This window comes from Mesorhizobium sp. M7A.F.Ca.US.005.03.2.1, assembly GCF_003997795.1.
In the GTDB taxonomy this organism is placed as follows: Bacteria; Pseudomonadota; Alphaproteobacteria; order Rhizobiales; family Rhizobiaceae; genus Mesorhizobium; species Mesorhizobium ciceri.
This window is the reverse complement of sequence record NZ_RZRP01000583.1, coordinates 1-4,034: the sequence shown is the minus strand read 5'-3', so window position 1 is coordinate 4,034 and position 4,034 is coordinate 1. Positions and strand designations below refer to the sequence as shown.

Genomic DNA, 4,034 nt, shown 5'->3' with positions numbered 1-4,034 from the left:
GCCTGTATCCGGTACGGTTGGGCCGGAGGCGACCATTGCCGGATTATCGCCGGGAATATCGGAGACGATCAGCGACACCACCCTGGCCGGCCATGCGGCCGCCGCCAGCCTGCCGCCCTTGATGGTGGAAAGGTGCTTGCGGATAGTGTTCATCGCCGCGATCGGCGCACCCGAGGCGAGCAGCGCCTCATTGACGGCGATCTCGTCGGCCAGCGTCAAGCTGCCGGCCGGCGACGGCAACAGCGCCGAGCCGCCGCCGGAAACCAGCGCCACCACCAGATCGTCCGCCGTCAGCCCTTGCACCTTCGCCAGCAGCCGGCGCGAGGCTTCAAGGCCGGCAGCGTCCGGCACCGGGTGCGCCGCCTCGATGATCTCGATGCGCTCGCAGGTCGCGCCATAGCCATAGCGGGTGACGACCAGCCCTTCGATGGGGGCGTCCCACACTTTCTCGAAGGCTGCCGCCATTTGCGCCGAGCCTTTGCCCGCGCCGATGACGATGGTACGGCCCTTGGGCTTGGCCGGCAGATGATCCCTGATGGTTCGTTCCGGATCGGCGGCGGCGACGGCGGCGTTGAAGATGGAGACGAGGAACGATTTGGGGTCGAGCACGGTCATTCGGCTTCCCGAGGCAATGCCAAGCCGCGCTTGTCGACGCCCAAATGATCGCACAGCGCATCGACGACGACGCCGTGATCCTCGCGCTCGGGCAGTCCGGAAACGGCGATGACGCCAATGACGCCGGTGCCCTTGGCGGTCACCGGAAAGCCACCGCCGGCCAGCACGTAGTCGGCAATATCCAGCCCTTCACCAATCTTGAAGGTGCGGTCGGGGCGCTGCTGTTCCAACACCATGCGATAGGTGCTTCTCAGGAACCGTTTGACCACATTGATCTTGCGCCGCGCCCAGTCGGGATTGGAAGCGTTCGAGCCCGGCAGCGCGGCGTAGAACAGCGGCCGGTCCCACAGCCTGATGTCGACTATGATGGGTAGATCTTCGGCGATTGCACGATCGCGAATGGCGGAGCCGATTTTGAAAGCGACGGCCTCGTCGAAGGTCGCGAAGACAAGGGTCTCTTCCTGTCTCTTGATCAGAGCGATGTCGTCAGCAACGGCCATTTTCTTTCTCCGAAATCGTCACACGTCGTGTGTACGACAAGCTCCGCTCGGTCAAGCTTCCGTGGCGTGGCCACCTTCTCCCGAGGGGAGAAGAGACGAGCACGGGCCTCGGCTTCCTCCTCTCCCCTCGGGGAGAGGCCGGATTGCCCCGAATTGCCTTCGCAATTCGGTTGGCAATCCGGGTGAGGGGGTCTTACCCCGCGCTCATGTCAGCCTTGGCTGGCCGCCCCGCCACATAAACTTCGCGGACGGAGCGGTCGTCGCCCAGCGTCTGCAGGAGAAAGAGTTCCTGCGCCAGCGTCTCGACCGTCTCCATCCTGAGTCGCATTCCCGGCGTTGCCCTGGCGTCCAGCACGACGATGTCGGCGTCGGTGCCCGCGTCCAGCGTGCCTATCTTTTCCACCACCGACAGCGCCTCGGCATTGCCGCGCGTCGTCTGCCAGAAGGACTGGAACGGGTTGAGCTTTTCGCCATTCAGCGCGATCACCTTGTAGCCTTCGTCCATGGTGCGCAGCATGGAGTAGTTGGTGCCGCCGCCGACATCGGTGGCGGCGGCGATGCGGATCGGCTTGTCGCGTCGGCGAAAGCGCTGATAATCGAAGAGGCCGGAGCCGAGGAAAAGGTTCGAGGTCGGGCAGAACACCGCCACCGAGCCCGAGTCCGAAAGCGCATCCGCTTCGCGCTCCGACAAATGGATGCAGTGGCCGAACAGGCTCTTTTTGCCTAACAGCCCGTAATGCTCGTAGACGTCGGTGTAGTCGCGCGCCCACGGGTAGAGTTCCTGCGTGAAAGCGATCTCGGCGTGGTTTTCCGACAGATGCGTCTGCATGTGCAGGCCGGGATGTTCGCGGCACAACACGCCCGCCATCTCCATCTGCTCCGGCGACGAGGTGATGGCGAAGCGCGGCGTGATGGCGTAGTGCTGGCGGCCCTTGCCGTGCCACTCCTTGATCAGCGCCTTTGTGTCGTCATAGCCGGATTGCGGGGTGTCGAGCACGCCGTCGGGCGCATTGCGATCCATCATCACCTTGCCGGCGATGTTGAGCATGTTGCGGTCATGCGATTCTGCGAAGAAGGCTTCGGCCGAGGCCTTGTGCACCGAGCAGTAGGCGGCGACCGTCGTGGTGCCGTGGCGCACCATTTCGTCGAGGAACAGCCGCGCGATGCGGCGGCCGTGCTGGGCGTTGGCGAACTTCGTTTCTTCCGGAAAAGTGTAGGTGTTCAGCCAGTCGAGCAGTTCGGCGCCGTAGGAGGCGATGATCTGCATCTGCGGAAAATGCGCATGGGCATCTATGAAGCCGGGCAGCAGCAGATGCGGCCGGTGGTCAATCCTTTTCACCGTTTCGTCGGCTTGCTTTTCAACATCGGCATAACTACCCGCGGCGACGATCCTGCCGTCACGGATCAGCAGTCCGCCATCCTCCTCGTAGCGCCAGGCGGAATGGTCTTCGAGAGTTTGCGGCCAGCGCACAAAGGACAGCGTGCGGCCGCGCAGAAGTGTCGAATTCATGCTATTTCCCTGCGCCTTCGAACCAGGCCATCAGCAGCGCCCGTTCCTTGTCGGTGATCTGAGAGACGTTGGCGGGCGGCATGGCGTGGCTGCGGCCGGCCTGCAGATAGATTTCGCGGGCGTGGTTGGCGATGTCGGCATCGGTGTCGAGCATCACGCCCTTGGGCGCATGATAGATGCCCTCATACACCGGCTCCGCCGCGTGGCACATCGAACAGCGGCCGAGCACGGTGTCGCGCACTGCCGGGAAATGCGCTGAAGCGACATAGATTTGCGCCGACGCGGATTCCTTGGGTTCGCCGGTCAGCACCTTCGGCGCGGTCGACAGCCAAATGATGACGATGAACAGGACGAGTGCCGCCATCCAGGTCCAGGTCGGATTGCCCTTGCGCGCATGGACCGAGTTGAAATAGTGCCGGATCAGCACGCCGATGATGAACACCAGCGAGGCGATGACCCAGTTGAACTCAGTGCCGAACGCCAGCGGATAGTGGTTCGACAGCATCAGGAACAGGACCGGCAGCGTCAGGTAATTGTTATGGAGCGAGCGCTGCTTGGCGATCTTGCCGTATTTCGGGTCGGGCTTGCGGCCGGCGATGAGGTCGGCGACGACGATCTTCTGGTTGGGGATGATGACCATGAAGACGTTGGCCGACATGATCGTGGCGGTAATGGCGCCCAGATGCAGGAAGGCGGCGCGGCCGGTGAACAGATGCGTCAGCCCCCAGGCGATGAACACCAGCACACAATAGAGCACCAGCATCAGGCCGGTGTCGCTTTTGCCCAGCGGCGAGCGGCACAGCAGATCGTAGACCACCCAGCCTACGCCGATCGTTGCCAGCGACAGCAGGATACCGACCGGCACCGACATCGGCAGCACGTTCGGATCGATCAGGAACAGATCGGCTCCGGCATAATAGACGACGCACAGCATGGCGAAGCCGGAAAGCCAGGTGGCGTAGGATTCCCATTTGAACCAGGTCAGGTGTTCCGGCATTTCGGCCGGCGCCACCAGATATTTCTGGATGTGATAAAAGCCGCCGCCATGCACCTGCCATTCCTCGCCGAAGGCGCCGACGGGCATGCCGGGACGCTGGCGCAGGCCGAGATCAAGCGCGACGAAATAGAACGACGAGCCGATCCAGGCGATGCCGGTGACGACATGCAGCCAGCGCACGGCGAAGCTCAGCCAGTCCCAGAAAATCGCGAAATCCATCATTGAACTCGTCCCTGCCGATTGGGTGACTTTACGGGCTGGAGCGCAAACGGAAAGAGGCGCGACGCACGAGGACTTTCAAAAAAAAATGGAAAATACTAGGTTGATCCTGCAAACCGGCGAAGGTGCTCCGCATGGCCTATCTCGACAACATCGCCGTCTTCGTTCGCGTCGTTGAACTCGGCAATCTGTC

4 protein-coding genes are annotated in these 4,034 nt (G+C 62.7%); all 4 read right to left on the bottom strand.

The window, feature by feature from the left end; all coding sequences use genetic code 11:
* Positions 1–615: DUF4147 domain-containing protein (locus tag EN991_RS26110; protein ID WP_127369849.1), on the bottom strand; the 615-nt coding region annotated here is incomplete at its 3' end.
* Positions 612–1,115 (bottom strand): heme-degrading domain-containing protein, encoded by a 504-nt coding sequence (locus EN991_RS26105; protein WP_064992895.1) that lies wholly within the window; start codon positions 1,113–1,115, stop codon positions 612–614. The genes EN991_RS26110 and EN991_RS26105, both read right to left, overlap by 4 nt.
* 193 nt (positions 1,116–1,308) lie before the next feature.
* Entirely contained in the window at positions 1,309–2,625 is a 1,317-nt protein-coding gene (gene guaD / locus EN991_RS26100) for a guanine deaminase (protein WP_063169826.1), read from the bottom strand.
* 1 nt (position 2,626) lies between these two features.
* Complete coding sequence (locus tag EN991_RS26095) at positions 2,627–3,844, bottom strand: urate hydroxylase PuuD (protein ID WP_064992893.1); 1,218 nt, start codon at positions 3,842–3,844, stop codon at positions 2,627–2,629.
* Positions 3,845–4,034: the final 190 nt, after the last annotated feature.

Bases quoted from the DNA above. Each gene is read 5' to 3' on its own strand.
- EN991_RS26105 (WP_064992895.1), bottom strand. From the start codon at position 1,115: ATGGCCGTTGCTGACGACATCGCTCTGATCAAGAGACAGGAAGAGACC.
- EN991_RS26095 (WP_064992893.1), bottom strand. From the start codon at position 3,844: ATGATGGATTTCGCGATTTTCTGGGACTGGCTGAGCTTCGCCGTGCGC.
- guaD (WP_063169826.1), bottom strand. From the start codon at position 2,625: ATGAATTCGACACTTCTGCGCGGCCGCACGCTGTCCTTTGTGCGCTGG.